We start from the raw sequence: 25,071 nt of genomic DNA, 5'->3' as shown, positions 1-25,071 counted from the left end.
AGGACCGATGGCCTATCAGACAAGACAACGCGACCCTCTGTTGGATAGCAACACGCAGGAACTGATCGAACGCCGTGGCAAAGAGCTGTTCGGGCTAGCGCTGACCGTGCTGGGACTGGCTGGAGCGGCGATGAGCCTGACCTACACGCCGTCCGACCCGTCGTTCCTGTCCGCAACGGACGCGCCTGTGCAGAATATGCTGGGACGGACTGGTGCTTCGATCGCGGCACCAGTGTTCATGATCATCGGCTGGGGCGCGTTGGCGTTTGTCGCGCTTCTGATCGGCTGGGGTCTGCGCTTTGTGCTGCATCGTGGGTCCGACCGCGCTGTATCGCGCCTGATGATGGCGCCCGTGTGGGTCGTGATCTGCGCCATGTACGCATCGTCCCTGACACCGGGCGAGGCGTGGACGCAGGACAGCGGTCTGGGTGGCCATTTGGGCGATATGCTGATGGGGATGGCGCTGGCCATCCTGCCCTTGGCGACTGGCATTTCGCTTAAACTGATCTCGTTGCTGCTGGGACCTGTGGTTTTGGCGCTGGCCGCGCTGGTTCTGGGCTTTACCAAAGACGAATTACGCCGTTGTGGCCGGTTCTTGCTGCACGGTTTGATCCACGCCTATGACGGGCTGATGCGCCTGATGGGCCGTGGCGCTGGTGGCGCGCTCGCTGGGGCCCGTGCTATGAGTGCACGCCGGAACACCGAAGACGACTATGACATGATCGAAGAGGATTATGCACCGTCGCGCACCGCCCGCGTGATCCGTCAGGACGCCTACGAAGAAGATCCCGAATTCTTGGTCGAGGACGACGCCCCCGAAGAGCAAGGCGGCCTGCGCGGTCTGATGCCGAACCTCTTGCGGCGGAACAAAGCCCCCGCCGTGATGCCCGAGCCAGAGCTTGTGGAAAACGAAGGACCGGACCACGAGGTCGAGGCTCCTGCCGAGGACCGTATCCGCGCGCGCATTACAGACGTCGTTCGGACCCGCACGCGTCGTCCCGCTGCCGAAGAGGCCCCGCTGACCAAAGGGCGTGGCCGTCGTCCCGACGCTCTGATTCTGGACACCAGCCAGCCGAACCGCCGCCGCGGCGAGCCGCCTTTGACCGCAAGCCGCGAAGATCCGCCCATTTTGGCGCCCAGCGTGGCAGAGGTTGCCGCTACTCAGGTTGACGTGGTGCCCGACACGCCCGCCGCAGAGGTTCCCGCAGCGATGGGGATGGAGAATTTGGCCGGCATCCAGATATCCTTGCAGGATGGCTCTGAACGGATTGAACTGCCCCTGCCGCCAGAGCCCGAGGTGGACGAAGTGCAGACCTATGCCGCCGAGCCGGAAGAGCCCGCCTACGAAGAGCAGGCCGTCGCCTATCAGTCCTACGACAAGTCCGCGTCCGAGGTTCCGACGCCGCGCCCGCAGACCGTTGTTCCGGCCAAAAGCTCTTACGAACCGCGCAGTGCCGTGCCGATCTACCACTCGCCCGAGGACGAATACGAGCTGCCCCCGCTGGATCTGCTGACCCGTCCCGACAGTGTGGAGCGCTACACCCTGTCCAACGACGCGCTCGAAGAGAACGCGCGGATGCTGGAAAACGTGCTGGATGACTACGGTATCAAAGGCGAAATCGTCAGTGTTCGCCCTGGTCCTGTTGTCACCATGTATGAATTGGAGCCTGCGCCCGGCCTCAAGGCCAGCAGGGTGATTGGCCTAGCGGACGATATCGCGCGCTCGATGTCGGCCCTGTCGGCCCGTGTATCCACCGTGCCCGGTCGCAGCGTCATCGGCATCGAACTGCCGAACGAAAAGCGCGAGATGGTTGTCTTCCGCGAGATCCTGTCGAGCCGCGCGTTCGACGATCACAAGCTGAAGCTGCCCCTTGCTTTGGGCAAGGATATCGGCGGTGATCCGATTGTCGCGAACCTGGCCAAGATGCCTCACCTCCTGATCGCGGGTACCACGGGTTCGGGTAAGTCGGTGGCGATCAACACCATGATCCTGTCGCTGCTGTACCGACTGACCCCGGACGAGTGCCGCCTGATCATGATCGACCCCAAGATGCTGGAACTGTCGGTCTATGACGGCATCCCGCACCTGCTGTCGCCCGTTGTGACCGACCCGAAAAAGGCTGTCGTCGCCCTGAAATGGGTCGTGGCCGAGATGGAAGAGCGCTACCGCAAGATGTCCAAGATGGGCGTGCGGAACATCGACGGCTACAATGGCCGCGTTAAGGATGCCCTGTCCAAGGGCGAGATGTTCAGCCGCACCGTTCAGACCGGCTTTGACGATGACACCGGCGATCCCGTCTTCGAGACCGAGGAATTCGCACCCGAGGCGATGCCCTATATCGTCGTCATCGTCGACGAGATGGCCGATCTGATGATGGTCGCGGGCAAAGAGATCGAAGCCTGCATCCAGCGTCTGGCGCAGATGGCCCGAGCATCCGGTATCCACCTGATCATGGCGACCCAGCGTCCGTCTGTGGACGTGATCACCGGTACGATCAAGGCGAACTTCCCGACGCGTATTTCCTTCCAGGTGACGTCGAAAATCGACAGCCGCACCATTCTAGGCGAGCAGGGCGCCGAGCAGCTGCTGGGGATGGGTGACATGCTGTACATGGCAGGTGGCGGCCGTATCCAGCGTTGCCACGGCCCCTTTGTCAGCGACGAGGAAGTCGAAGAAATCGTCAACCACCTCAAGGCTTACGGCCCGCCGGAATACGTCAGTGGCGTGCAGTCCGGCCCCGATGCCGAGAAAGAATCAGAACTCGACGCGGTTCTGGGTCTGAACACCGGCGGGAACACGGGGGGCGAGGATGCCTTGTACGACCAAGCGGTGCAGATCGTGATCAAAGACCGCAAATGCTCGACCAGCTACATCCAGCGGAAACTGGGCATCGGCTACAACAAAGCCGCGCGTCTGGTCGAACAAATGGAAGAAAACCAGCTCGTCAGTCCCGCCAACCACGTGGGCAAGCGCGAAATTCTGGTGCCAGAGCAAGAATAGCGATTGTGACAGGCAACTTACTGCCTTGTGAAAACGTTGGGGGCTGTATGAAACACATACAGCCCTTATTTATTGCCTTATGAAAAGACGTGCCTTTGTCATCGCGCCGCTGGTCGGCGCCCTCCTGAGTATCGCTGCGCCAGCATTCGCGGCCCCGATCTCTTTGAACCGTTTGTCGGCCTACCTGAATGACCTTCAGACCGTGCAGGGCGACTTCACCCAAGTGAACGCCGATGGCAGCATCGATACGGGAACGATTTATATCCGGCGTCCCGGTCGTGCGCGGTTCGAATACAATCCGCCGAACAATGCGCTTGTTATGGCTGGGGGGAGCCAAGTCGCTGTGTTTGACCCCGTGTCACCGGATAACGCGAACATTTATCCCCTACGCCGTACGCCGCTGAGCATCATTCTGGCCAAGAATGTGAATTTGGGGCAGGCACGAATGGTCACCGGGCACCGCCAAGTGGACAACACCACTGTTGTTACGGCTCAAGATCCCGAGCATCCCGAATATGGAAACATTCAGCTCGTGTTTACCGATAACCCTGTTGAGCTGCGCCAGTGGGTGATCACGGACGACAGCGGCAATCAGACGACGATGATCCTTGGGGATACGAAGACAGGCATGAGCCTGAGCAACGCGCTCTTCAACATTGAGCACGAACGCCTGCGCCGTCAGTAAAGCGCAGGCTGTGGCCGCCGCTGCTTAGTAGCGGCGGCAGGCAATAAGTTGTGCTTGGTAAGTTTGGGCGCGCGATGCAACGCGGTTCGCAACGTTCACAAGCCAGCCTTTGCTGCGATAGGATCCGCGGCGGAAGCCTGCGTGTCCCTCGTGGTAGGCTAGATATTGGTTGCGGGCGTCGTACATCGGGATGCCATTTTTTTGGACCGTCTTGGTCATGTACCAGCCCATAAAATCTGTCGCGTCGTCGATGTCATCACGGCGCGCGCGGCGATTGCGAGTTTCTTTTTGGTACTCTTCCCAAGTGCCATCCAGCGCTTGCGAGTAGCCGTAAGCCGAACTGATGCGGCCCATCGGGATCACGCCTAGCGCGTAACTACGTGGCGTTTTGGCGTTGCCGATAAATTTGCTCTCTTGATGGATCATGGCCATCAGGACGGGAACGGGGGCGCCATACTTCCGCTCTGTACGCTGCATGGCCCGCAGATAATGGGGCCGTTCTTTGACGATCGCACAGGCATTTTCCAAATCGCGCGGAGCGCGATAATCGGAGCTGCCGCACGAAGCCAACAGCAGAAGTAACATCAGGGCGCGGAAGGGTCTGCTCATCTGCCTCTCTCGCTTTTCTTTGTGTTCACTATAAGGAATATGCGGTCTCACAGCAAATCACACTATGTAAGAAATCGTGTTTGCCCCATTGAAAGATAGGCCAACATAGCCATTTAGTGCGGGCTGGTGAAAAATCCGGATAGAGTGCGGAATCACCCTTGGCCCCTTGCGGGCTTTGAAAGAGACAGTTAGGCCGCAGGTATGGAAACGTTTCTCGCCAAATATCATCTGGGACAGGTTGTCCGTCACCGCAAGCATCCTTTTCGCGGTGTTATCTTTGACGTGGACCCCGAATTCTCGAACACCGAAGAGTGGTACGAGGCGATCCCAGAGGACAGTCGCCCCGAGCGCGATCAGCCTTACTACCATCTCTTTGCCGAGAACGAGACCACCTATTATGTGGCCTATGTGTCCGAACAGAACCTCATGATGGATACCTCGGGCGAGCCTGTGGACCATCCCGATATCGCAGAGATGTTCGGTCCGTATTCCGACGGCTTCTACCCGCTCGAAGTTCAACTGAATTAAAAGCCCCGCCAGATGGGCAAGGCTTTGATCGGTTAGTAGCCGAGAGCGCATCCGTCTTTGCGCGGGTCCGAGCCGGCTTCTAGCAAACCATCCTCTCGCAAAATGATCGCCTGTCCGCCGCCCAAGGGCGTCTCGGGCACAACGACATTATGGCCGCGCTGTGCTAGATCGGCTCTTACCTCTTCTGAATAGCCGCGTTCGACCTGCATGGTTTGCCCGTCCGCGAAACTGCGTGGTGCGTCTAATGCTTCTTGGACGTCCAAGCCAAAGTCATGAAGGTTCGTGATCAGGCGCGTATGCCCGTTCGGTTGATAGGCCCCGCCCATGACGCCAAAGGGCATCAGGACCTTGCCATTGCGGCGGAGCATTCCAGGAATAATGGTGTGCAGCGGGCGCTTACCTGGCGCAAGTTCGTTCGGGTGGCCCTCTTCCAACGTGAAACCCGCACCACGGTTCTGGAGCAAAATCCCGAATTTATCGCTCGCGAGTCCCGAGCCGAAGCCGTGAAAAATTGAGTAGATCAAGGACACCGCCATCCGGTCTTTGTCGACGACAGTGATGTAGATCGTGTCTTTATGGATCGCTTCGGCGCTAGGGGCGGGCATGGGCAGAGCTTGATCCATCTGGATCAGGGCCCCCAATTTATCCGCCGTCTTAATCGAAAGCATGTGGTCCAGTCGCGCGCAGTGGTCAGGGTCCGCGATCACGCGATTGCGGGTGTCGTAGGCCAGTTTCGCGGCTTCGGCTTCGACGTGAGCGCGATCGGCGCTGAGCAGGCCCATCGACGGCAAATCGAACTTGGACAGGATGTTCAGCATCAGCATCGCGGTCGCGCCATGGCCGTTTGGCGGATGCTCTAGCAGCTCGATTCCTTGGTACGCGCTGCTGATCGGTGTGGTGTAATTTGCCTCGGCGTTGGCGAAATCATCCAGCGTGTGGCATCCACCGGCGGCGCGCAGAGTGTTGACCATATCCTCAGCGACTTCGCCTGTGTAGAAGCCGTCGCGACCCTGTTGTGCGACCTTGCGCAGGACTTCTGCCTGACCGGGTGCGCGGAAGATTTGGCCAGCGCGTGGGGGCTCTCCGTTGATCAAATAGTGGCGCCGACCCGATTCGCTGAGGCGTGGCGCATCCTTGGCGAGGTCGAACGCAACGCGCGGCGCGATCGGAATCCCGTCGTCGGCATAGCGAATGGCGGGGGCCAGAACATCGCCAAGCGTCATGCGGCCCCAGTCTGCATTCAGCCGGCAAAAGGCGTCCATTGCGGTAGGAATTGTAACCGGATCTGCGCCTTCGGTGGGGACCGTGCTCAGGCCCCTCTCGCGAAAGGCGGCGGCACTTGCACCTGCCGGGGCGCGGCCCGATCCGTTGAGCGCTAGCACATCTTCGGAGCCAGAGGGTTTAAAGAGGACAAAGCAGTCGCCGCCGATGCCGGTCATCTGCGGCTCGGCAATGCCGAGCAGAACTGCTGCCGATAGCGCAGCGTCCATCGCATTACCGCCAGCTTGCAGCGTGCTGATGGCAGTTTGAGCCGCGATCGGATGCGATGTTGCGCACATCCCGTTCGCGGCGATCACCATGGACCGGCCGGGTTGATGAAAATCGCGCATGATACCTCCCTGATATTGGGGCAAGAGTACCTTGCGTGTTTCAGAAGCCAAGCTGTCCGAGCCTAGATTTCCACCTGTTGGAAAACCATGGTCAGTTCGTTGGCACCTTGGACCCGTTCGTAGTGCAGACCGTCGCAACAGGCGTGGATCAAGCTCCAGCCCCAGCCGCCCTCGGGGAGGGTTTCCGGTGCGGGCATAGATCCAACGGGAACGGCGCCGTCAGGCATGGCGACACCGCGGTCAGACAACGCGATCGAGACGCCCTCGGGCAACAATTCCAGATCCAGCCGGATACGGCCGGTGGGATTGTCCGCGTAGGCATGCTCAACGATGTTGTTCATCGCTTCTGCCACGGCCAGTTCGACCCGCGGGTCAGGCGGCACGGCCCAATCCGCAAGCCGCCCCGTCAACTCTTCCAGCGTGTGGCGCACTGCGAGTGCTGTGGCCTCGCAACTGAACTGCGCACTATGCCTAGATCCCATTGGGAGCCACCGCCGTATCCAGAGCTTCGTGAATGACAAAGACCTTGTCCATACGGGTCAAGCGCAGAACGCGCGCGACGTCCGACTGTAGATCGGCCAGATCCAGTCGAATGCCTGATGGCATCTGCTTCATCGATGCAACGATCGCCCCTAGCCCGCTCGAGTCGATAAATTTGACGTTTCGCAGGTCCAAAACGGCCCGATAGTCCAAGTCGTGGGTCAATTCGCGCATCTGATCCTTGAACTGGATGGCTGCTGCGGAATCGATCCGACCCGCCGCCACGTGAATCACGCGCAGACCGGGGTAATCAGTATGAGTCAGGTCCAATGTCCCCTCCATGAGTGGTTCCTCGGTCAAGCTACGGGCGGTTCGTTAATCAATTCAGAACCGGCGGCAGGGCTTTTCCAAACGATTTGAGGCAAATGCACCACGAGCAAGGCGCCCGACGCGATGGCTGGCGATTCTTGCCAAATCGCGATATCGGGTCCGGATATTAGAGATCACAGTCAAATCCGCGTGCCATCACACGGCGCGCGACGGATCGGAGGCCCAATGCGCGCAGATTACGAGACTCTGGCCAAGACTATCGCTGCCCTCACCAGCGGCGAAACCGACGAGGTTGCGCTGATGGCGACTCTTGCCTGCGAGTTGCATCACGCAGATGACCGTTTTGATTGGACGGGGTTTTACCGCGTTACAGAGCCGGACCTGATGAAAATCGGGCCGTACCAAGGCGGTCACGGATGTCTGGTGATTCCATTCTCGCGCGGCGTATGCGGTGCGGCGGCCCGGACTCAGCAAACCCAACTGGTCGCGGATGTCGAAGCATTCCCCGGACATATCGCGTGTTCGACCAGCACGCGGTCAGAGATTGTCCTGCCGGTCTTCAATAAGGCTGGCGACGTGATAGGCGTACTGGATATCGACAGCAATCAGCCAGATGCCTTTGATCAGCAGGACGCTGACCAACTGGCAGCGATTCTTGCCGCGACTTTCGGGCATCTGTGATGAGTGACGCCTACAATCCGCCTTCTGAACCGCTCGAGATCCTGCACGAAGACGCGCATATCATCCTGGTGAATAAACCCAGCGGCCTGCTGTCCGTGCCCGGAAAGGGTGAGCATCTGGCAGACTGTCTGATCAGCCGCTTGCAGGCGGTCTTTCCGACGGCGCTGCTGGTGCATCGGTTGGATCGAGATACCTCGGGTGTGATGGTCTTTGCTCAGACGCCCGCAGCGCAACGGCACTTGGGTCTGCAATTCGAGAAGCGGATGACCAAGAAAACCTACGTTGCCCGCGTTTATGGCGATGTTGAGGGCGACGAAGGCACTGTCGACCTGCCGCTGATTGTGGATTGGCCGAACCGTCCCAAGCAGATGGTGGACCACGAGAACGGCAAACCAGCGGTCACGGAATGGAAGGTAATCAAGCGCGGCGACAACGAAACCCGTATGCGGTTGATGCCAAAAACTGGCCGGAGTCACCAGTTGCGCGTGCATATGCTGGCGCTCGGACATCCGATCTTGGGGGATCCCTTCTATGCTGAGGGGGAGGCGCTGGCGTTTCCGCGTCTGATGCTCCACTCCGAGGAGCTCAAGCTCAAGCACCCCGAAGACGGGCGCGGGCTGAAATTCCGCGCCAAAGCAACATTCTAGGCGTTACGATCCGCGCAGTTGTCGGTCCGTCAGATTTAGGCGTTCATTGACGATTGGGCGCAGGGTTTCGGCCAAGGCTGAGTCCTGCTCCATCACCATCTGAAGCTCTTCGGCGCGGTTCATGGCGACCAGTTGCAGGATGTCGCTGCGGATAGATCCATCCATGCCTCGCGGCAGTCGCATGACGGCCTGCAGATGCTCAACCCGCTTCTCGGGGATGAAACTGCGCACGATCGACTGATCCAGATCCGTCTCGACAAAGCCATAAAGACCGACGCCGCGTGCGGGCAGAGCAAAGGTCGCGAAGGCGACTTCTTGTACGCGCGGATGGGACATCAGCTCTTCGCGCAGGGCGGGGCCCTCTTTGGCGACACGGTTTTCGGTGCCCTCGCCATCGGACCAATTCATTAGTTTGCGGGTCACGAAATTATAGAGCGGCTTTGCCGTCGCCATCCAGATGCGTGACGGCAGCGCGCGGCGCTCTAGCATCTTCTTCTCGGCAGGGGTCAGAAGGGATTTCGCGTATTTCCGTTTCTGCTTCAGCAGGTGGCGCAGATCCTCGTAGGCCATAATTCGGTGCAATCGCCCACGGTTGCTATGAACAGCGGCTAGCTGGAAATCGATGACACTGGCGCGGCCATCGGGGGTCATCAACCAGTTCTGCGGCTTTGCAAGATCGTTATGGCTCACACCCCTCTTGCGCATCTCGCGCAGTAGGCGCTTGGCATCCTTGTACCATGCGGCGTCTTTGGGTTTGGCGAGCTGAAGGGGGGTGCCGTGGCTCCATGTCCGCAGAATGCCCTCGCGGTCCACACGTATCAATTGGGGGGTGCCCTCAATGCCAGCGACCGCTTTGAGCCCGCGGATTTCCTTGCGGGCCAGCGCCCATCCGATCCAGCGGGACCAGAGCGGCAGAGAGCCAAGGCGGCGCATGACCAGCTTTTCGCTCGGGTCATCGGCGGAATAGCCAGAGACGGTTTCCGAGAATGGGTCACGCTTGTGTACAGTTTCCTGCACAAACTGGGTATCGGCGGGCAAAGTTTTCATGCCCGCCTGAGTATTCTGCCTGCGCGGATCGCGCAACATCCGTTAGTCGGCGTAGGCGGTAATCACCTTCACTTCGCAGAAATCTTCCAGACCGTAGTGGCCACCCTCGCGCCCATTGCCCGACGCTTTGACGCCGCCAAAGGGCGCGCCCTTGGCGAGGCCCTGACCATTGGTCTGGATCATGCCCGCGTGCAGACGGCGCGCGACGCGCATCCGCTTGGCGTTGTCTTGGCTTTGGACGTAGTGGGTCAGGCCATAAGGTGAGTCGTTCGCGATCTCGATCGCTTCCTCTTCGGTGTCAAAGGGGATAATCGACAGCACTGGGCCAAAGATTTCGGTTTGCGCGATTGTCATGTCGTTGGTCACGTCCGCGAAAACGGTGGGACGCACGAAATACCCACGGTTCAGACCGGCGGGACGGCCTGTGCCACCAGCGGCCAGACGGGCGCCTTCGTCGATGCCATTTTGGATCAGGTCCTGAATTTTGTTGAACTGCAACTCGCTCACGACGGGCCCGATGTGGGTGCCGTGCTCGTGCGCCGACCCGACGCCACGGGTTTCAGCGGTCTTCACCGCATCCTCGACCGCCTGATCATAGCGCGAGCGTTCCACCAGCATACGGGTCGGCGCGTTGCACGACTGGCCCGAGTTGTTGAAACAGTGCATTGCGCCGCGAGTCACGGCGTTCTCGTCCGCATCTGCAAAGACGATGTTCGCGCCCTTGCCACCGAGTTCGAGGCTCACGCGCTTTAGCGTGTCGGCGGCGGCTTTGCTGATCTCGATGCCCGCGCGGGTAGAGCCGGTGAAGCTGATCATCGCGACGTCGGGGTGGGTCGACAACTGGGTGCCAACACCGGGGCCATCGCCGTTCACGAGGTTAAAGACGCCCGCGGGAACACCCGCCTCATGCAGCATTTCAGCGAACAGAACTCCAGAGAGAGGTGCGATTTCCGAAGGCTTCAGAACCATTGTGCAGCCGACCGCTAGCGCGGGGATCACTTTGAGGCAGATCTGGTTCATCGGCCAGTTCCAAGGGGTGATCAGACCGACCACACCGATGGGGTCCAGCACGTGCATCTCGGTGTCCGTATAGCGGCGTTCAAACTCGAACTTTTCCAACGCCTCAAGGAAGCCTTCGGTGTGCCACGTGCCTGCGCCGACCTGCTCTTCGAGTGCCCAATCCAGCGGCGCGCCCATCTCGGTTGTTATGGCGTCTGCCATTTCCTGAGCACGTGCGTTGTAAATTTCGAGGAATTTTTTGATCACTTTAACGCGCTCGGCAAGCGGCAGTGCCGACCACGCAGGGAAGGCACCCTTGGCAGCGGCGACCGCAGCGTCTGTATCCGACTGACTTCCCAACGAGATAACGGCTGCAATCTCTTCTGTCGAAGGGTCGATCACGTCGAAATCATTGGCCTGAACCGGAGACACCCACTGACCGTCGATATAGAATTCGCGTTTTTTGATCATAACTTTTCTCCTTAGAGTTGGCGGCAATGTGTCACTCATGACTGGTTCTGGCAAGAGAGGGGGTGACGCCGTGCGGGGAAATTCCTACGTAAGAGGCCAACAGTAATTTCCATGACCTAAGGAGGGTATTTCCATGGGCCTGCGCATTAATGATATTGTGCCTAACCTGACGCTGACAACCGATCAGGGCGAGTTCTCGTTCCACGACTGGATTGGAGATTCGTGGGCGATCCTGTTCTCGCACCCCAAAGACTTTACCCCCGTCTGCACTACTGAATTCGGCGCTGTTTCGCAGCTGGCCGACGAGTGGGAAAAGCGCGGCGTCAAAGTGATCGGCCTGTCGGTCGATGGCGTCGAAGAGCACAAGGCGTGGAAAGGCGACATTGAGACTTGGTCGGGCGCCAAGGCTGGCTTCCCGATCATCGCGGACAGCGACCTAGAGGTGTCCAAAGCGTTCGACATGCTGCCCGCAGATGCGTATCTGCCCGATGGCCGTACCCCTGCCGACAGCGCCACCGTGCGTTCGGTATTCATCATCAGCCCTGATAAGAAGCTGCAGCTATCGATGACCTATCCGATGTCCGTGGGGCGCAACTTTGCCGAGGTTCTGCGCGCGGTTGACGCTCTGCAGAAGACTTGGGGCGCGCCTCTGGCGACTCCTGCGAACTGGACCGAAGGTCAGGACGTGATCATCGCCCTGTCGCTGAACGACGAGCAGGCGAAAGAAAAGTTCGGCGAGTTCGAACAGAAGCTGCCCTACATCCGGACCACCAAAGTCTGATTTCGACTGGCTGAATTTGCAAAGGGGCCTCGCAGTGATGCGGGGCCCTTTTTCATGCGAGCGCCGCAACGAAAAAGGCCCCGCCGAAGCGGAGCCCTCTAACTCTTGGAAGAACAAACCGATTAGTCGGCTTTTTCTTCCTTGGCGATTTCTTCACCAGTTTCCTGATCAACATCGCGCATTGCCAGACGGACTTTACCGCGGTCGTCGAAGCCAAGCAGCTTGACCCATACTTCCTGACCTTCCTTCACAACGTCCGAAGGATGGTTCACGCGGCGTGCTTCCAGCTGGCTGACGTGGACGAGGCCGTCACGCTTGCCGAAGAAGTTCACGAAGGCGCCGAAGTCGACGATCTTCACGACTTTGCCTTTGTAGATCTTGCCAACTTCGGGCTCTGCCACGATCGAGTAGATCATGTCGTATGCCTTTTTGATGGCTTCGCCGTTCGACGATGCGATCTTGACGGTGCCGTCGTCGTTGATGTCGACTTTCGCGCCCGACACTTCGACGATTTCACGGATGACCTTGCCGCCCGAACCGATGACTTCACGGATCTTGTCGGTGGGTACCTGCATGGTTTCGATGCGCGGTGCGTGGACCGAGAATTCGCCAGCCGAGGTCAGGGCCTTCGACATCTCACCCAGGATGTGCATGCGGCCGTCTTTGGCCTGAGCCAGAGCCTGCTTCATGATCTCGGCGGTGATGCCTGCAACCTTGATGTCCATCTGCAGCGAGGTGATGCCGTTTTCGGTACCTGCTACTTTGAAGTCCATGTCGCCAAGGTGGTCTTCGTCACCCAGAATGTCGGTCAGAACCGCAAAGCGGCCGTCTTCTTCCAGGATCAGACCCATCGCAACGCCAGCAACCGGAGCGGTCAGCGGAACGCCTGCGTCCATCATCGACAGCGAGCCACCACAGACCGACGCCATCGAGGACGAGCCGTTCGATTCGGTGATCTCAGAGACAACGCGGATGGTGTAGGGGAAGTCGGTTGCCGCGGGCAGAACCGCCTGCAGCGCGCGCCATGCCAGCTTGCCGTGGCCGATTTCGCGGCGACCTGGCGAACCAACGCGGCCGACTTCACCAACCGAGTAGGGAGGGAAGTTGTAGTGCAGCAGGAAGTTCGAACGCGAGTTGCCGTGCAGGGCGTCAATGATCTGCTCGTCGTCGCCGGTGCCTAGAGTGGTCACAACCAGCCCCTGAGTTTCGCCGCGGGTGAACAGAGCCGAACCGTGGGTACGGGGCAGGATGCCAACTTCGGACGAGATCGCGCGAACGTCGGTGTTCGAACGGCCGTCGATACGTGCGCCGCCATTGATGACGTCGCCGCGCAGGATCGAGCTTTCCAGTTTCTTGAACGCGGAACCCAGGTTGCTGTCTTCCAGCTCTTCCTCGGTCAGGGTTGCTTTCACAGCGTCACGTGCCGCAGCCACTGCGTTTACGCGCTCTTGCTTGTCCTTGATCGCGAAGGCTGCGCGCATCTGGTCTTCGCCAGCGGCTTTGACCTTGGCGTACAGCTCGCTGTAGTCGGGCGCGACGAAGTTGAAGGGCTCTTTCGCGCACTCTTCGGCCAGGCTGATGATCAGATCAACAACAGGCTTGATCGCGTCGTGGCCGAACTGGACAGCACCCAGCATTTCTTCTTCGGTCAGCTCGTAAGCTTCGGATTCCACCATCATCACGGCGTCTTTGGTGCCAGCGATGACCAGGTCCAGACGCTGCTCGGGGTTCGAACGCAGGTGATCCATATCCTCGACCGAGGGGTTCAGGACGTATTCGCCGTTCGAGAAGCCAACGCGTGCGCCGGCGATCGGACCCATGAAGGGAACGCCCGAAATGGTCAGAGCAGCCGAAGCAGCGATCATTGCAACGACATCGGGGTCATTAACCAGATCGTGGCTCAGTACGGTGCACATCACCAGAACTTCGTGCTTGAAGCCCGAGACGAACAGCGGGCGGATCGGACGATCGATCAGACGCGCGGTCAGGGTCTCTTTTTCCGAGGGACGCGCTTCGCGCTTGAAGAAGCCACCGGGGATCTTACCGGCTGCGTAGTATTTTTCCTGATAGTGGACGGTCAGGGGAAAGAAGTCCTGACCCGGCTTTGCCTCTTTGGCAAAGGTCACGTTCGCCATAACCGAGGTCTCACCCAAGGTGGCGATCACGGTACCATCTGCCTGGCGGGCAACCTTACCGGTTTCCAGCGTGAGGGTCTCTTCGCCCCACTGCATAGATTTTTTGAATTCGTTGAACATCAGCGTATCCTAGCTGGGAGCTCTTCCAAGCCCTCTTGGGGCTCCCGTTTGCATGGCGGCCCCATTGCCGCCGACCTCAATCATCATTCACTTTCACAGTGCGGAGGTCTGCGCACCACGTCTCAGATTGCGCCGCCTTACACGAATTCGGTCTTTGGGGAAAGAGATCGTTTGAACACCCCTGCGTCAGCAAACTTGGGTGCACGTCGCGTTTGTTGCTATCTGCATCTTTCCTGAGCGGTAAATCGTGGAAAGTCCGCAACAATCACAAAAATATCCAAATGGTCAGGAAAACTGACGACTCCTGTAGATAAATCTGTGTATATATAACGCAGGCTTACAGAGTAGTGATAATAAGAGTAAAATAATTATGGGTCAGAGTGCGTTTCAGCCAATTGCTGCAACTCAGAATATTGCGGCTATCTCCTATCCCCCTGCAGTCGTTCAGCTAGCGTTTTTGGATGGTGAAATCCTGCCTGTTTCGTCTTATACGGACGAAGTATTTTCGGAAGACGCCTGTTTTGCCCTGAAAAACTTGGAAAAAGCATCCGCAGAGATTGTCCATGAAATTCAGAAACGTATGTGGCAGGCAGCATGCGAGAGCCTAGAAGCATCGTTCTCTCAATTCGCAACACTTCAGGATCTTTGCGATAGTGAGGCGCTGATGAATCGTAAGTTTGTCGGGCAGCGCGCGCCGACCGGCCCGGCCAACGTGATGAATGCCGTGAGGATGAAGGAAGTTCAGATCGTGCGTGCGTCGAATGCAGACGGCGAATCGCGCCTGATGGTCGGCGTTTTCGGAGAGTGTGCGTGGGATACCGAGTTCGGTGTGGCCATCCTTTTCGACGCAGATGGCACTTTGATTGCTTCTGGCGGCGCATAGTCTGCGTGCCACCAAAGTTGTAGGAAGCGCGCCATACGGCGCGCTTTTTTGTTTCAGACCGAGACGAGGTCGAGAACTTGCTGACGTGTCGTGTTGGTCTTGCGCTCTGATAGAATGACTTCGCCGCGGCGAAGGGCCACGAACTGATCGGCCAGATCCCAAGCAAAGTCGAAATACTGTTCGACCAGTACAATCGCCATCTGGCCTTGGGTACGCAGATGTTTGATGACTTCGCCGATGTGCTGGATGATGTTGGGCTGAATACCCTCGGTTGGTTCGTCCAACAGCAGGAGCTTCGGCTTGGTGATCAGCGCGCGTGCGATGGCCAGCTGCTGCTGCTGACCGCCTGACAGGTCGCCGCCGCGACGGGCCGTCATCTTTTGCAGCACAGGGAACAGCTCGTAGATTTCGTCGGGGACGAAGTGCTCTTCCTTGGGCAGGCAGGCAAAACCGGTTTCCAGATTTTCCTTTACCGTGAGCAAGGGAAAGATGTCGCGGCCCTGCGGGACAATCGCGACGCCCTTTTGTGCCAAGGCGTGTGCGGGCAGGACCGACAAATCCTCTCCATCCACAGACACAGTGCCACCAGAGCGCGGATGCGTGCCCGAGATCGCTTTGATCAGGCTGGTTTTGCCGACACCGTTCGGACCCATGACGCAGGTGATTTCGCCAGTCTGGGCCGTCATCGAAATGCCATTCAGGATTTTGCTGTGCCCGTAGTGCAGGGTCAGATCATTCACATTCAGCATCGTTTAGCGCCCCAGATATACGTCTATGACTTCTTGGTTCGAGGTCACGTGGTCCAAGCTGCCCTCGGCCAGAACTGAGCCTTCGTGCAGCACGGTGACCTTGCAGTTCAGGCGGCGGATGAATTCCATATCGTGCTCAACCACGACAACCGCGCGGGTTTTGGCAGCTTCGACCAACAGATTGGTAGTGTGTTCCCGCTCTGCCGGTGTCATGCCCGCAGCTGGTTCGTCCACCAACAAGAGTTGCGGGTCTTGAGCCAGCAGCATCCCGATTTCGAGCCACTGCTTTTGCCCGTGGCTGAGTTCGCCGGACGGACGCGAGAATTCACTTAGCAATCCGATTTCGTCCGCCAGCTGCTCTAGCCGCGCGTTGTCCGCGCCAGGGCGGTACTTCAGTACGTCCCAGACAGAGCGGCCGCGTTTTAGGGCCATCATCAGATTGTCGCGGACGCTTTGGTCTTCGAACACTGTGGGTTTTTGGAATTTTCGGCAGACGCCTTCTTGGGCGATCTTGGCTTCGGACATCCCGAGCAAGGAGATCGAGCGATCCCCCCAGATCACGCGGCCCTCGTCGGGCTTGGTTTTGCCGGTGATGATGTCCATGAACGTGGTTTTACCCGCGCCGTTGGGGCCGATCACCGCCCGCAGTTCGGCCTTGCCGATCTGGAAGGACAGGTTATTGATCGCCTTGAAGCCATCAAAACTGACCGAGACGCCGGAGACTTCGAGAAGGGTGCTCATTTCTGCACCTCCTTGCGTTTCAGCAGGTCAAACAGACCGCCGATGCCTTTGGGCGCGTAAAGCGTGACTAGCACAAAGCTGACCCCCAGCAGGACCTGCCACCAGTCCACCCAAGAGATGGTGTAGAAACCCAGCGGGATGTCGGGGGCCTGACCACCAGTGAACCAAGTGGACAGCAGGCTGACGAACGCCGCGCCAATCACCGCGCCGTACAGACGTCCACGGCCACCAATCGCTACCCAAACGGCCAAATAGATCGAGGCAATGGGCATAATCTCGGCAGGGTTAATGATACCAGCTTGGGGGTAATATAGGGCACCCGCCACAGCAGCCACAATCGCGGTCACGGTGAACAGGAACAGCTTGTAATGCTCGACCTCGTAGCCAAGGAACCGCACGCGCTGTTCGTTGTCGCGGATGCCTTTGACGACCATGCCGAACTTGCCCGACAGCATCATGGTAAAGAACACATAGCCAAAGCCAAGCGCTGCCGCAGAGGCCCAGAGGAACCACATCGAAATCTCGGACTGAGGCGCAGTGACATGGGGCAGGTTCTGCAGGCCGGACAGGCCGTTGTTGCCGCGCAAGCCGCTGTCGTTTTGGAAGAGGTACAGTGCCAGCGCCAAGGTCATCGCTTGGGTCAGGATCGACAGGTAAACGCCTGTGACACGGCTGCGGAACGCCAGCCAGCCAAAGACCAGCGCCAGGATGCCAGGGACGGCCACGACGAGGATCAGTTGCAGCGTCAGGCTGTGTGCAAAGCTCCAGATCAGCGGGAAGTCAGAGCTGCCGACCACGCCGAAAATCTGCGTGGCGATGGCGTCGCTGATCTCCGCCTCGGTTGGCGGGATGGTCTGGTTTTCAAGGCTGCGCAGGACGACCTCTTTGGTGCGTTCGTACATCAGCCACATGCCGATCATGTAGCCGCCAAGGCCAAAGAAGGCGAAGTGCCCAAGGCTCAGGATGCCCGCATAGCCCCAGATCACGTCCATCGCGATGGCAACGAGGCACAGGCACAGGGTCTTGCCCAAGGTCTTGACGAAGCTGGTCGAGACGAGACCCGAACCGTACGCTTCGGAGAAGACCGTAATTGCCAACGTGAAGAGGGCAAGCAGGGCCAGAAAGACCAGCATGGTCGGGTGGTTTTTGAGGAAAGACTTACCCATCGGATCAATCTCCTGCGGCGCGACCCTTGAGGGCAACGATCCCTCGGGGGCGGAACTGGATGAAGATGATGATAAAGATGATCATAAAGGTCTGGGCCGCCAGCGTGTTGGACGGGTTCAGCCATTCGATCCCCTTTTGCAGCGTGCCGATCATGGCGGCGCCCGCAAGGGTGCCCCAGATGTTGCCGACGCCGCCGACCACAACGGTCATGAAGCTTTGGACGATGTAGTCGTTGCCAAGCTCGGAGGTGACTTTGGCAAACAGACCAATCGCGACACCCGCGATGCCAGCAATGCCGGAACCAAGGCCGAAGGTCAGCATATTCACCTTGTCAGGGTTAATCCCCATAGAAGATGCCATGCGTGGGTTCTGCGTTACGGCGCGGGTCTCCAGACCCAAGCGGGTCTTCTTCATGATGAAGAGGAACAAGAACAGGAAGCACAGAGCCAAGACGAAAATTGCGATACGGATGTAGCTGATGGACACCACGTCGTTCAGCACCCATGCGCCATCCAGCCAACCGGGGGCGGTCAGGGGGCGGGCCTGTGTGCCAAAGATGTTCTTGGCCAACTGCTGCAGCGCGATCGAAATACCAAAGGTCGCGAGCAGGGTTTCCAAGGGGCGGTGATAGAGTTTGCGGATGACCAGACGCTCCATCGCGACACCGGCGGCAAAGGTGATGACGAATGCCAGCGGCAGCGCCACAACCAACGACAGGGTGTGGTTCGGGATGACCTGTTGAACAACGTAGCCTGTATAGGCGCCCATCATGATGAATTCGCCATGGGCCATGTTGATCACGCCCATCACACCAAAGGTGATGGCCAGACCGATGGCAGCAAGGAAGTAGATCGACGCCAGTGATAGCGCGTCCAGCCCAAGGTCCGCGGCTTGGTTCAGGCCGACGTTCAGATCGATGGCCTTGAGTGCGGATTGAGCGGCTTTGGTCACATCGCCGTTGGGCTCGTTGTAGGCGTCGTAGATAACATGGGTGCGCAGTTTCTCGTCCACCTCTTCGGCAGAAACGAAGGGGGGCACGGTGCCTGCGGCAGCCAGAGCGCGATAGGCTTCGTCGCGGGCTTCAGGTGTATCGAGATCCGCAACGGGTACGCCGCCGACCTGACCATCCACGATGTTCGCCGCAAGGATATCTTTGATCGCAGCGGGGGTCAGGCGCTTCGTTGCATAGCCAGCCTCGACCAGCGCGGCATAGGCCTCATCGCGCGAGATATCTTCGCCAAGGCGCATGACGTGGGCCACATTTTCGCCTGCGGGGATCACGTCGCTGACCTTGCGGGTCGTCGCAAGCAAGGGGTTCAGTGCCGCACGTACTTCGAGGTTCAGATCGCCTGAAACGCCTTCGATCGCTTCGATTTGCGCTTCGGGCGTGTCGGCAAAGGCAATCGAAAGTAGCTTGACCAGACGCTCTTTGCGAGCGCGAATGGCGCGGTTCTCTTCGCCCTCGATCGAGGCTTGGAGCGGCGCAAGATGACTTTCTTCGGGGCGGCGTGCGATCGATTCCAGCGCCTCAAGGCGGCGAGTCTCGTTCGGGTCGGACAGCTGAAACTGGACCAGTGCGCTAGAAATCAGACGGCGGACGCCTGCGTTGGGCTTTAACTGATCAGCGGCGGATTTGTCTGTCTCGGGCAGCTCTTCGCCAGTGTCTACGTCGATCAGCGTCAGGGCGTCGCCGCTGGTGGTGCCGATATAGAACAGGCCATCTTCGGTGCGCTGCCAAAGGTTCTTGGCTTCCCAAGCCTGCAACATGCGCTGGGCCTGATCCAGGCCACTGGCTGCGATATCGTCAATCGCCGGAGAGATGGTTTTGCGAGAAGGTTTTTCGATCAGGGCGCGGTGCTCTTGCAGGATGTCTTGCAAAGGCCCCTCGGCATGACCGACCGAGGCCCAAGCCAGCACGGCAAGGCACGCAAAGAACAGTCGTTTCATGGAAAAAGCCGCCGGTATTTGAGGAGGGCGTAAGGGGTCAGAGGGGGCGCGTGACCCCCTCTGGTTGGTTCGATCAGATTAGTAGTTCGATTCGATCTGAACGCAGGTCTGGGTCTCGGTGTTGTACATGCCGCACTCCAGATCTTTCCAATCCGATTCCAGAACAGCCGAAGCGGGCAGGAAGTCGGTCCATGCGTCGCCAGCAACCGGCTCGGTCTGGCTGATGATGTCAAACTGGCCGTCTGCGCGGATTTCGCCGATCAGAACAGGCTTCGCGAGGTGGTGGTTGGTGCCCATGACTGCGGTGCCGCCAGTCAGGTTCGGGAACTCTTGGCCCCACATTGCTTCGCGCACGGCGTCAACGTCGGTAGTGCCAGCGTCGGTCACAGCGTTCACCCACATGTTGAAGCCGATATAGTGTGCTTCCATGGGGTCGTTGGTGACGCGTGCTTCGTCGCCGATAAAGGCGTGCCACTGCTTGATGAACTCTGCGTTGGCTTCGGTTTCTGCCGACATGAAGTAGTTCCATGCTGCCAGGTGACCAACGAGGTTCGAAGTGTCGAGACCCGACAGTTCTTCCTCGCCAACCGAGAATGCAACGACGGGGATGTCGTCAGCCGAAACGCCAGCCGCTGCCAGTTCTTTGTAGAAGCCGATGTTCGCGTCGCCGTTGATGGTCGAGATCACGCCAACCTGCTTGCCGTCTGCACCCAGCGCGACAACGTCGGAAACTATCTTGGACCAGTCCGAGTGACCGAAGGGGGTGTAGTTGACGAAGATGTCTTCGGCCGCGATGCCCTTACCTTCGAGATAGGACTCGAGGATGTTGTTTGTGGTGCGGGGGTAGACGTAGTCGGTGCCGAGTAGAGCGAACTTCTCTACACCCAGTTCGTCGAGGAAGTAGTCAACCGCAGGGATCGCCTGCTGGTTCGGAGCCGCACCGGTGTAGAACACGTTCTTCGAGGACTCTTCGCCTTCGTACTGAACGGGGTAGAACAGCAGGCCGTTCAGTTCTTCGATGACGGGCAGAACCGATTTACGCGAAACCGAGGTCCAGTTGCCAAAGATGACGTCAACTTCGTGCACGGTCAGCAGCTCGCGCGCTTTTTCAGCGAACAGGGGCCAGTCGGACGCAGGGTCAACGACGACCGCTTCGAGTTCACAACCCAAGACGCCGCCTTTTTCGTTCTGAGCCGCCACCAGCATTTCCATGGTGTCTTTCAGAGTGGTCTCCGAAATGGCCATGGTGCCCGAGAGCGAGTGCAGAACGCCAACCTTGATCGGGCCGTCCGCGGGGCAATCCTGTGCCAGAGCGGGCGAAGCGATGGTGCTGGCCAGAAGTACAGTACGCAGGGCGGTTTTGATGTTCATCATACCTTTTCTCCAGCAGAGCACGGCTGACGGCCTTGTTTGATGTGGCCGGTTCCCTTAGCGATGCCCTGCAACTTGAGTTGCACTAAGTGTGGCGGTTGTTTGATTGCAGTCGTTCGGCCGCCACACACCCTTGTGAGAAGTCTCACCTGTTGGTGTCGGAATTGGTTGCCGCTTGGTCGCTTGATTGAAAGTGCTGGTTCCCAACTTCGTGAGGGAACGCGGTTATTTGATTAATTCGTGTGCGATTATGTTACTGATTGCACATTTATTAATCTAAAAGAATGAGAATCATGCTGATTTGACGTGCACATCTGGCATCTTGTCGGTCAAACTGCCTATCCAGAGAGCAAGTTTTTTACCGGAAGAAAAAAGATCACCTGTCTCGACTCCATATCCAACACGCAGCCTCGGTCGCACGGGACGTTGCAGATTACCTCCAAGGCATTGGGGCGCGGGGCTTCTTCTTTGGGAACCCTGCGTCAGCAGGGCTCTGCCAAGTTTCTATCGGTCTCGCGACGTGATGCCGTCGAAGGCGTCGTCATTAATACGTCGGGTGGGATCACGGGCGGGGATACGCTGCGGATCGATGCGCACGCAGGTGCCGATTCGACGCTGCGGCTCACCACACAAGCTGCAGAGCGAATCTATCGCAGCAGTGACCAGACCGCTGGGTCCGTGACCACGCGCTTGAGTGCAGAGCCTGGATCCAGGCTGGATTGGCTGCCGCAAGAGACCATTCTGTTCGACAATGCTTATCTGCGCCGAAGTCTAGAGGCGTCCATTACCAGCGACAGTCGCTTCCTTATGGTAGAGCCCGTGCTATTCGGTCGTCTCGCGATGGGTGAGACGGTGCAGCAGGCGCAACTGTCCGACCGCATCACCATCACCCGAGACGATAAAGTGCTGTTCCGTGATGCAACTCTGTTGCGCGGGGACATCGCGAGCCAGCTTGACCGGCCCGGTGTTGGAAATGGCGCTCGCGCGATGGCCTTTGTCCTGTACGCTGCCCCCGATGCCGAAGCTTACCTTGACCGGATTCGTGATCTGCTGCCGAACACTGCTGGTGTCTCTTTGGTTACCGAGGGGGCGCTCGTTATGCGCTTTCTGGCCGCCGACGGTTTTGGCCTGCGCCAATCGCTTTTGCCTGTTCTCGATTTATTGACGGGTAACGATCTTCCACGTTCATGGAGACTATAGAATGAACCTCACGCCTCGCGAAAAAGACAAGCTGCTGGTGGCTATGGCCGCCGAGGTCGCGCGCAAGCGTCTATCCCGCGGTGTTAAACTGAATCACCCCGAAGCGATTGCCCTGATCACCGACGCGGTGGTCGAAGGCGCGCGCGATGGCCGCTCGGTCGCAGATTTGATGCAAGCCGGTGCCGAAGTCATCACCCGCGAGCAGTGCATGGATGGGATCGCCGAGATGATCCACGAAGTGCAGGTCGAGGCCACCTTTCCTGACGGGACCAAGCTGGTCACCGTCCACAACCCTATTCGCTAACTTCCCGATCAGAGGACATTTATCATGAAACGTTTTGTTGCTCCCTTGGCCGTTCTTCTGACCGCGACTGCTGCTCAGGCTCACAACGATGGTATCCACATGCATCCCCACGGCACCGAAAACTGGCTGCCCGTGGCGGTCGCGTTGGGCATCATCGCGCTGGCAGCGGTTGCATGGAAGGCGCGCCAATGATCCCCGGCGAACTCTTCCCCGCCGAAGGGGACCTGACCCTGAACGCAGATCGCGAGGCGATCACCCTGATGGTTGCAAACACGGGTGACCGCCCCGTTCAGGTCGGCAGCCACTACCATTTTGCGGAAACCAATCCTGCGCTCGACTTCGACCGAGCCGCTGCGCGCGGAATGCGTCTGGACATCGCAGCGGGGACCGCCGTCCGTTTCGAGCCGGGCCAGCGCCGCGAAGTGCAGCTGATCCCAGTGGGCGGTGCCCGCAAGATTTACGGCTTCAATCAGCAGATCATGGGCGAGCTTGAATGAACAACCCCTTCCCGGACCCGTTCAAATTATTCAGTGCACAGATGTATGTCACCGCCATGGCCATTGAGGCCTCGGCCGTGATTGGAATGCGAATGCTGGGTATGTCGGGTCTGTGGGCCGTTCCAAGCAGCGAAAACAGCCGCATGATCAGCGAAAAACAAGTCGCTTTTGCCAAGTCCAGCCAAAAGGCCTTTATCGCGGCCATGAGCGGTAAAACCGCGGACGTCGTGATGATGGAAGCCGCGAAGCCTTTGCGCCGCCGGACCTCTGCCAACCACAAACGCCTGACCCGCCTCGGTCCGAAGACTTTCTAGGAGTTTCCTATGCCCGCAACGATTAAACGCTCCGATTACGCAGCGATGTTCGGCCCGACCACGGGCGACCGCCTGCGCCTTGCCGACACTGACCTGATCATCGAGGTCGAGCGCGACCTGACCGCCGAGGCGGTGGGTAAAGCCCGCACTGGCGGCGAAGGGCCGAACGCCGCCATCTACGGCGAAGAGGTGAAATTTGGCGGCGGCAAAGTGATCCGCGACGGCATGGGCCAAGCCCAGACCACCCGCGCCGATGGGGCGGTGGATACCGTGATCACCAACGCGCTGATCGTGGACTGGACCGGTATCTACAAGGCCGACGTGGGTCTGAAAGACGGCCGCATTCACAAGATCGGCAAAGCGGGCAACCCCGACACCCAACCCGGCGTCGACATCATCGTTGGTCCCGGCACCGAAGCCATCGCTGGCGAAGGCCGCATCCTGACCGCTGGCGGCTTTGACAGCCACATCCACTACATCTGCCCTCAGCAGATCGAGGACGCGCTGCATTCCGGCTTGACCACCATGCTTGGCGGCGGCACTGGCCCCGCGCACGGCACGCTGGCGACCACCTGTACTCCCGGCCCTTGGCACATAGGTCGGATGCTACAGTCGGCGGATGCCTTCCCGATGAACCTTGCCTTCGCGGGCAAGGGCAACGCCTCGCTCCCCGCAGCCTTGGAAGAGCAGATTAAGGCGGGCGCCTGTGCCCTGAAACTGCACGAGGACTGGGGCACAACCCCCGGCGCGATCGACTGCTGCCTTGGCGTGGCGGACGCGATGGACGTTCAGGTGATGATCCACACGGACACCCTGAACGAGTCCGGCTTTGTTGAGCATACCGTTAAAGCCATGAAGGGTCGCACCATCCACGCCTTCCACACCGAAGGCGCGGGCGGTGGTCACGCCCCCGACATCATCAAAATCTGCGGCGAAGAGCATGTTCTGCCCTCGTCCACGAACCCGACCCGTCCTTTCACCGTGAACACGCTCGAGGAACACCTCGACATGCTCATGGTCTGCCACCACCTTGATAAATCGATCCCCGAAGACATCGCCTTTGCCGAAAGCCGCATCCGCCGCGAAACCATCGCCGCCGAGGACATCCTGCACGACATGGGCGCGTTTTCGATCATCGCGTCCGACAGTCAGGCCATGGGGCGCGTCGGCGAGGTGCTGATCCGCACATGGCAAACCGCTGACAAGATGAAGAAGCAGCGTGGTCGCCTGCCCGAAGAAACCGGCGACAACGACAACTTCCGTGTCCGCCGCTACATCGCCAAGTACACTATCAACCCTGCGATTGCGCATGGCATCGGCCACCAGATCGGCAGCATCGAAGAAGGCAAGCGCGCCGACCTCGTGCTGTGGAACCCCGCATTCTTTGGCGTGAAGCCGGAGATGGTCTTGATCGGTGGGAGCATTGCGATGGCCCAGATGGGCGACCCCAACGCCTCGATCCCGACGCCGCAGCCCGTCTATTCGCGGCCGATGTTCGGCGCCTATGGCCGTGCGGTCGAAAACTCTGCTGTCATCTTCGTGTCCGAGGCCGCACAAGCCGACGACATCGGCAAGAAGCTGGGGATCTTCAAGCAGACCGTCGCCGTGCAAAACACCCGCGGCATCGGCAAGAGCGATCTGAAGCTGAACACTGCCCTGCCCAAGGTCGAGGTGAACCCCGAAACCTACGAAGTCCGCGCGGATGGCGAACTGCTAACCTGCCAGCCCGCCGAGACCCTGCCGATGGCTCAACGTTACTTCCTGTTCTAAGATC

Annotated in this window: 25 protein-coding genes; 13 read left to right on the top strand and 12 right to left on the bottom strand. The window is 59.1% G+C overall.

Annotated elements, in window-relative coordinates; genetic code table 11:
• Positions 1-7 precede the first annotated feature (7 nt).
• Positions 8-3,001, top strand: a complete 2,994-nt coding sequence (locus N4A58_RS14180; RefSeq protein WP_293710693.1) for a DNA translocase FtsK — start codon at positions 8-10, stop codon at positions 2,999-3,001.
• 79 nt (positions 3,002-3,080) lie between these two features.
• Positions 3,081-3,686, top strand: coding sequence for an outer membrane lipoprotein carrier protein LolA (locus tag N4A58_RS14175; protein ID WP_072709258.1), 606 nt, complete (start codon positions 3,081-3,083; stop codon positions 3,684-3,686).
• A 24-nt stretch (positions 3,687-3,710) separates the two neighbouring features.
• Here the strand turns inward: N4A58_RS14175 and N4A58_RS14170 are convergent, their stop codons facing one another.
• On the bottom strand, positions 3,711-4,295 hold the full coding sequence (locus tag N4A58_RS14170) for a transglycosylase SLT domain-containing protein (RefSeq protein WP_072709260.1): 585 nt from the start codon (positions 4,293-4,295) through the stop codon (positions 3,711-3,713).
• Positions 4,296-4,496: 201 nt separating this feature from the next.
• Here N4A58_RS14170 and hspQ point away from each other — a divergent pair, with 201 nt between their 5' ends.
• Complete coding sequence (hspQ, locus tag N4A58_RS14165) at positions 4,497-4,823, top strand: heat shock protein HspQ (protein ID WP_072709262.1); 327 nt, start codon at positions 4,497-4,499, stop codon at positions 4,821-4,823.
• 32 nt (positions 4,824-4,855) lie between these two features.
• Here the strand turns inward: hspQ and N4A58_RS14160 are convergent, their stop codons facing one another.
• From N4A58_RS14160 to N4A58_RS14150, 3 genes are all read right to left on the bottom strand, one after another.
• Complete coding sequence (locus N4A58_RS14160; protein ID WP_293710687.1) at positions 4,856-6,433, bottom strand: gamma-glutamyltransferase family protein; 1,578 nt, start codon at positions 6,431-6,433, stop codon at positions 4,856-4,858.
• A 62-nt stretch (positions 6,434-6,495) separates the two neighbouring features.
• Positions 6,496-6,915, bottom strand: coding sequence for an ATP-binding protein (locus tag N4A58_RS14155; RefSeq protein WP_072709266.1), 420 nt, complete (start codon positions 6,913-6,915; stop codon positions 6,496-6,498).
• Positions 6,905-7,243 (bottom strand): STAS domain-containing protein, encoded by a 339-nt coding sequence (locus N4A58_RS14150; RefSeq protein WP_072709450.1) that lies wholly within the window; start codon positions 7,241-7,243, stop codon positions 6,905-6,907. Before N4A58_RS14150 ends, N4A58_RS14155 begins: the two co-directional genes overlap by 11 nt.
• Before the next feature lie 225 nt (positions 7,244-7,468).
• Between N4A58_RS14150 and N4A58_RS14145 the strand changes: the two genes are divergently transcribed.
• Together N4A58_RS14145 and N4A58_RS14140 are read left to right on the top strand one after the other, a co-directional pair.
• The gene (locus tag N4A58_RS14145) at positions 7,469-7,924 is read left to right on the top strand and encodes a GAF domain-containing protein (RefSeq protein ID WP_293710682.1); all 456 of its coding nucleotides are present in this window, start codon (positions 7,469-7,471) and stop codon (positions 7,922-7,924) included.
• Entirely contained in the window at positions 7,924-8,571 is a 648-nt protein-coding gene (locus N4A58_RS14140; protein WP_293710680.1) for an RluA family pseudouridine synthase, read from the top strand. The genes N4A58_RS14145 and N4A58_RS14140 overlap by 1 nt, the downstream gene beginning before the upstream one ends.
• Positions 8,572-8,574: 3 nt before the next feature.
• Here the strand turns inward: N4A58_RS14140 and N4A58_RS14135 are convergent, their stop codons facing one another.
• Both N4A58_RS14135 and N4A58_RS14130 read right to left on the bottom strand, forming a co-directional pair.
• Positions 8,575-9,618: a serine/threonine protein kinase gene (locus N4A58_RS14135; protein WP_293710678.1), complete on the bottom strand. Its 1,044-nt coding sequence runs from the start codon at positions 9,616-9,618 to the stop codon at positions 8,575-8,577.
• A 42-nt stretch (positions 9,619-9,660) separates the two neighbouring features.
• Complete coding sequence (locus N4A58_RS14130; RefSeq protein WP_293710676.1) at positions 9,661-11,088, bottom strand: aldehyde dehydrogenase family protein; 1,428 nt, start codon at positions 11,086-11,088, stop codon at positions 9,661-9,663.
• A gap of 133 nt (positions 11,089-11,221) precedes the next feature.
• Here N4A58_RS14130 and N4A58_RS14125 point away from each other — a divergent pair, with 133 nt between their 5' ends.
• The gene (locus N4A58_RS14125; protein WP_072709276.1) at positions 11,222-11,869 is read left to right on the top strand and encodes a peroxiredoxin; all 648 of its coding nucleotides are present in this window, start codon (positions 11,222-11,224) and stop codon (positions 11,867-11,869) included.
• A 122-nt stretch (positions 11,870-11,991) separates the two neighbouring features.
• Here N4A58_RS14125 and pnp read toward each other — a convergent pair whose 3' ends face one another.
• Complete coding sequence (pnp, locus tag N4A58_RS14120; RefSeq protein ID WP_293710673.1) at positions 11,992-14,124, bottom strand: polyribonucleotide nucleotidyltransferase; 2,133 nt, start codon at positions 14,122-14,124, stop codon at positions 11,992-11,994.
• Positions 14,125-14,494: 370 nt separating this feature from the next.
• Here pnp and N4A58_RS14115 point away from each other — a divergent pair, with 370 nt between their 5' ends.
• Positions 14,495-15,007, top strand: coding sequence for a hypothetical protein (locus N4A58_RS14115; protein ID WP_293710671.1), 513 nt, complete (start codon positions 14,495-14,497; stop codon positions 15,005-15,007).
• 53 nt (positions 15,008-15,060) lie between these two features.
• On the opposite strand, the gene urtE is transcribed toward N4A58_RS14115, so the two are convergent.
• From urtE to urtA, 5 genes are all read right to left on the bottom strand, one after another.
• On the bottom strand, positions 15,061-15,756 hold the full coding sequence (urtE, locus tag N4A58_RS14110; RefSeq protein WP_072709281.1) for an urea ABC transporter ATP-binding subunit UrtE: 696 nt from the start codon (positions 15,754-15,756) through the stop codon (positions 15,061-15,063).
• A 3-nt stretch (positions 15,757-15,759) separates the two neighbouring features.
• Positions 15,760-16,497: an urea ABC transporter ATP-binding protein UrtD gene (gene urtD, locus N4A58_RS14105; protein ID WP_072709283.1), complete on the bottom strand. Its 738-nt coding sequence runs from the start codon at positions 16,495-16,497 to the stop codon at positions 15,760-15,762.
• Positions 16,494-17,663, bottom strand: coding sequence for an urea ABC transporter permease subunit UrtC (gene urtC, locus N4A58_RS14100; protein ID WP_293710669.1), 1,170 nt, complete (start codon positions 17,661-17,663; stop codon positions 16,494-16,496). Before urtC ends, urtD begins: the two co-directional genes overlap by 4 nt.
• 4 nt (positions 17,664-17,667) lie before the next feature.
• Positions 17,668-19,611, bottom strand: coding sequence for an urea ABC transporter permease subunit UrtB (gene urtB, locus N4A58_RS14095; RefSeq protein ID WP_293710667.1), 1,944 nt, complete (start codon positions 19,609-19,611; stop codon positions 17,668-17,670).
• A 78-nt stretch (positions 19,612-19,689) separates the two neighbouring features.
• Positions 19,690-20,982, bottom strand: coding sequence for an urea ABC transporter substrate-binding protein (gene urtA, locus N4A58_RS14090; RefSeq protein ID WP_293710919.1), 1,293 nt, complete (start codon positions 20,980-20,982; stop codon positions 19,690-19,692).
• Between the two features lie 426 nt (positions 20,983-21,408).
• On the opposite strand from urtA, the gene N4A58_RS14085 reads away from it, so the two are divergent.
• The 6 genes from N4A58_RS14085 to ureC are packed head-to-tail and all read left to right on the top strand — an operon-like array spanning position 21,409 to position 25,067.
• Positions 21,409-22,182, top strand: coding sequence for an urease accessory protein UreD (locus tag N4A58_RS14085; protein ID WP_293710665.1), 774 nt, complete (start codon positions 21,409-21,411; stop codon positions 22,180-22,182).
• Between the two features lies 1 nt (position 22,183).
• On the top strand, positions 22,184-22,486 hold the full coding sequence (locus N4A58_RS14080; RefSeq protein ID WP_072709289.1) for an urease subunit gamma: 303 nt from the start codon (positions 22,184-22,186) through the stop codon (positions 22,484-22,486).
• A gap of 24 nt (positions 22,487-22,510) precedes the next feature.
• A complete protein-coding gene (locus N4A58_RS14075) occupies positions 22,511-22,678 on the top strand; it encodes a hypothetical protein (protein ID WP_177218592.1) in 168 nt (55 codons plus the stop codon).
• The gene (locus N4A58_RS14070; RefSeq protein ID WP_072709291.1) at positions 22,675-22,983 is read left to right on the top strand and encodes an urease subunit beta; all 309 of its coding nucleotides are present in this window, start codon (positions 22,675-22,677) and stop codon (positions 22,981-22,983) included. Before N4A58_RS14075 ends, N4A58_RS14070 begins: the two co-directional genes overlap by 4 nt.
• Positions 22,980-23,297 (top strand): antifreeze protein, encoded by a 318-nt coding sequence (locus N4A58_RS14065; RefSeq protein WP_293710663.1) that lies wholly within the window; start codon positions 22,980-22,982, stop codon positions 23,295-23,297. Before N4A58_RS14070 ends, N4A58_RS14065 begins: the two co-directional genes overlap by 4 nt.
• A 9-nt stretch (positions 23,298-23,306) precedes the next feature.
• A complete protein-coding gene (gene ureC / locus N4A58_RS14060) occupies positions 23,307-25,067 on the top strand; it encodes an urease subunit alpha (protein ID WP_293710662.1) in 1,761 nt (586 codons plus the stop codon).
• The last annotated feature ends 4 nt before the right edge of the window (positions 25,068-25,071 follow it).

The sequence above is a fragment of the Donghicola sp. genome, from assembly GCF_025210255.1.
GTDB lineage: Bacteria > Pseudomonadota > Alphaproteobacteria > Rhodobacterales > Rhodobacteraceae > Donghicola > Donghicola eburneus.
Note: the sequence above shows the minus strand (reverse complement) of the source record. Positions and strands in the feature narration are given on the sequence as shown.

What these genes read in the sequence shown, in the direction of transcription:
- urtC (WP_293710669.1), bottom strand. Translation starts at nt 17,663, where the DNA reads ATGGGTAAGTCTTTCCTCAAAAACCACCCGACCATGCTGGTCTTTCTG.
- N4A58_RS14155 (WP_072709266.1), bottom strand. Translation starts at nt 6,915, where the DNA reads ATGGGATCTAGGCATAGTGCGCAGTTCAGTTGCGAGGCCACAGCACTC.
- ureC (WP_293710662.1), top strand. Translation starts at nt 23,307, where the DNA reads ATGCCCGCAACGATTAAACGCTCCGATTACGCAGCGATGTTCGGCCCG.
- N4A58_RS14070 (WP_072709291.1), top strand. Translation starts at nt 22,675, where the DNA reads ATGATCCCCGGCGAACTCTTCCCCGCCGAAGGGGACCTGACCCTGAAC.
- N4A58_RS14175 (WP_072709258.1), top strand. Translation starts at nt 3,081, where the DNA reads ATGAAAAGACGTGCCTTTGTCATCGCGCCGCTGGTCGGCGCCCTCCTG.
- N4A58_RS14125 (WP_072709276.1), top strand. Translation starts at nt 11,222, where the DNA reads ATGGGCCTGCGCATTAATGATATTGTGCCTAACCTGACGCTGACAACC.
- urtD (WP_072709283.1), bottom strand. Translation starts at nt 16,497, where the DNA reads ATGAGCACCCTTCTCGAAGTCTCCGGCGTCTCGGTCAGTTTTGATGGC.
- N4A58_RS14180 (WP_293710693.1), top strand. Translation starts at nt 8, where the DNA reads ATGGCCTATCAGACAAGACAACGCGACCCTCTGTTGGATAGCAACACG.
- N4A58_RS14140 (WP_293710680.1), top strand. Translation starts at nt 7,924, where the DNA reads ATGAGTGACGCCTACAATCCGCCTTCTGAACCGCTCGAGATCCTGCAC.
- N4A58_RS14075 (WP_177218592.1), top strand. Translation starts at nt 22,511, where the DNA reads ATGAAACGTTTTGTTGCTCCCTTGGCCGTTCTTCTGACCGCGACTGCT.
- urtB (WP_293710667.1), bottom strand. Translation starts at nt 19,611, where the DNA reads ATGAAACGACTGTTCTTTGCGTGCCTTGCCGTGCTGGCTTGGGCCTCG.
- N4A58_RS14170 (WP_072709260.1), bottom strand. Translation starts at nt 4,295, where the DNA reads ATGAGCAGACCCTTCCGCGCCCTGATGTTACTTCTGCTGTTGGCTTCG.
- N4A58_RS14065 (WP_293710663.1), top strand. Translation starts at nt 22,980, where the DNA reads ATGAACAACCCCTTCCCGGACCCGTTCAAATTATTCAGTGCACAGATG.
- N4A58_RS14115 (WP_293710671.1), top strand. Translation starts at nt 14,495, where the DNA reads ATGGGTCAGAGTGCGTTTCAGCCAATTGCTGCAACTCAGAATATTGCG.
- pnp (WP_293710673.1), bottom strand. Translation starts at nt 14,124, where the DNA reads ATGTTCAACGAATTCAAAAAATCTATGCAGTGGGGCGAAGAGACCCTC.
- N4A58_RS14145 (WP_293710682.1), top strand. Translation starts at nt 7,469, where the DNA reads ATGCGCGCAGATTACGAGACTCTGGCCAAGACTATCGCTGCCCTCACC.
- urtA (WP_293710919.1), bottom strand. Translation starts at nt 20,982, where the DNA reads ATGAACATCAAAACCGCCCTGCGTACTGTACTTCTGGCCAGCACCATC.
- N4A58_RS14135 (WP_293710678.1), bottom strand. Translation starts at nt 9,618, where the DNA reads ATGAAAACTTTGCCCGCCGATACCCAGTTTGTGCAGGAAACTGTACAC.
- hspQ (WP_072709262.1), top strand. Translation starts at nt 4,497, where the DNA reads ATGGAAACGTTTCTCGCCAAATATCATCTGGGACAGGTTGTCCGTCAC.
- N4A58_RS14080 (WP_072709289.1), top strand. Translation starts at nt 22,184, where the DNA reads ATGAACCTCACGCCTCGCGAAAAAGACAAGCTGCTGGTGGCTATGGCC.
- urtE (WP_072709281.1), bottom strand. Translation starts at nt 15,756, where the DNA reads ATGCTGAATGTGAATGATCTGACCCTGCACTACGGGCACAGCAAAATC.
- N4A58_RS14160 (WP_293710687.1), bottom strand. Translation starts at nt 6,433, where the DNA reads ATGCGCGATTTTCATCAACCCGGCCGGTCCATGGTGATCGCCGCGAAC.
- N4A58_RS14130 (WP_293710676.1), bottom strand. Translation starts at nt 11,088, where the DNA reads ATGATCAAAAAACGCGAATTCTATATCGACGGTCAGTGGGTGTCTCCG.